Consider the following 1,045-nt stretch of genomic DNA (forward strand, 5'->3'; position numbering starts at 1 on the left):
ACATTACATACCAAGCATTTTACGGAACTTTAAAATGGAATTCAAGTAAACTTGTTGAATTAGCTAATGAATACAATACTTTAAACCCAAAATCAATTAGAGAAAATTACTTCTCAAAAAACTTTGGGGGAAAATTTTATGAAAAAGAAATTTCAAAGCAAATTGGCTTCATAAGACAGGATATTGAAAAGAAAAAACAGAATAATGAACTCAACTCAAGAGAATATGCAATTTTGCTTACTTCCCTAATTTATACTATTGACAGGCTTGCAAATACTGTAGGTCATTTTGATGCTTACATCAAAAAGCCAATCACTAAAAGACCTTTGAATTTTAGATTAATTGAGACATCAGATTTTAAGGGAGCAAAAATATATCAAGAAGATGCTAATGAATTAGCAAGAAATATCAAAGGAGATATTGCATATATTGACCCACCATACAATTCAAGACAGTATAGCAGATTTTACCATATTTATGAGAATCTTGTTCAATGGAAAAAACCAAAATTATATGGAGTTGCTCTAAAACCTGAACCAGAAAATATGAGTAAATATTGTACTGTTGAAGCAAAAGACACTTTTAAAGATTTAGTTGAAAATTTAGATGTAAAATATTTAGCAGTTTCATATAATAATACATATAAATCAAAAAGCAAATCATCAGCCAATAAAATTAAATATGAAGAAATAGTAGAAATTTTACAAAATATTGGAGAAACAAAAATATTTGAACAATCTCATACATTCTTCAATACAGGTAAAACAGAATTTAATGACCATAAAGAATTTTTATTTCTAACAAAAAAATATGACAAATAAAAACAACGTATTTCGCTCACCATTATTTTATGTTGGAGATAAGTATAAACTATATCCAAAAATTAGTCAATATTTTCCTAAAAAGATAAATCGTTTTATTGAGCCATTTACTGGTGGAGGTTCAGTATTCCTCAATGTTAGTGCAAACGAATATCTATTGAACGATATTGACTCAAAAGCTGTCTTTTATACACATTTGACGTTGACGAAGAATTAGACGGTGT

Annotated in this window: 2 protein-coding genes; both read left to right on the forward strand. The window is 27.6% G+C overall.

Annotation, left to right across the window (positions count from 1 at the left end; translation table 11 throughout):
* On the forward strand, positions 1–821 hold an 821-nt coding region (locus JF818_RS13625), incomplete at its 5' end, for a DNA adenine methylase (protein ID WP_198892529.1).
* The gene (locus JF818_RS16735) at positions 811–1,038 is read left to right on the forward strand and encodes a DNA adenine methylase (protein ID WP_198892530.1); all 228 of its coding nucleotides are present in this window, start codon (positions 811–813) and stop codon (positions 1,036–1,038) included. The genes JF818_RS13625 and JF818_RS16735, both read left to right, overlap by 11 nt.
* The last annotated feature ends 7 nt before the right edge of the window (positions 1,039–1,045 follow it).

This window comes from Sphaerochaeta sp. S2, from assembly GCF_016406725.1.
In the GTDB taxonomy this organism is placed as follows: domain Bacteria; phylum Spirochaetota; class Spirochaetia; order Sphaerochaetales; family Sphaerochaetaceae; genus Sphaerochaeta.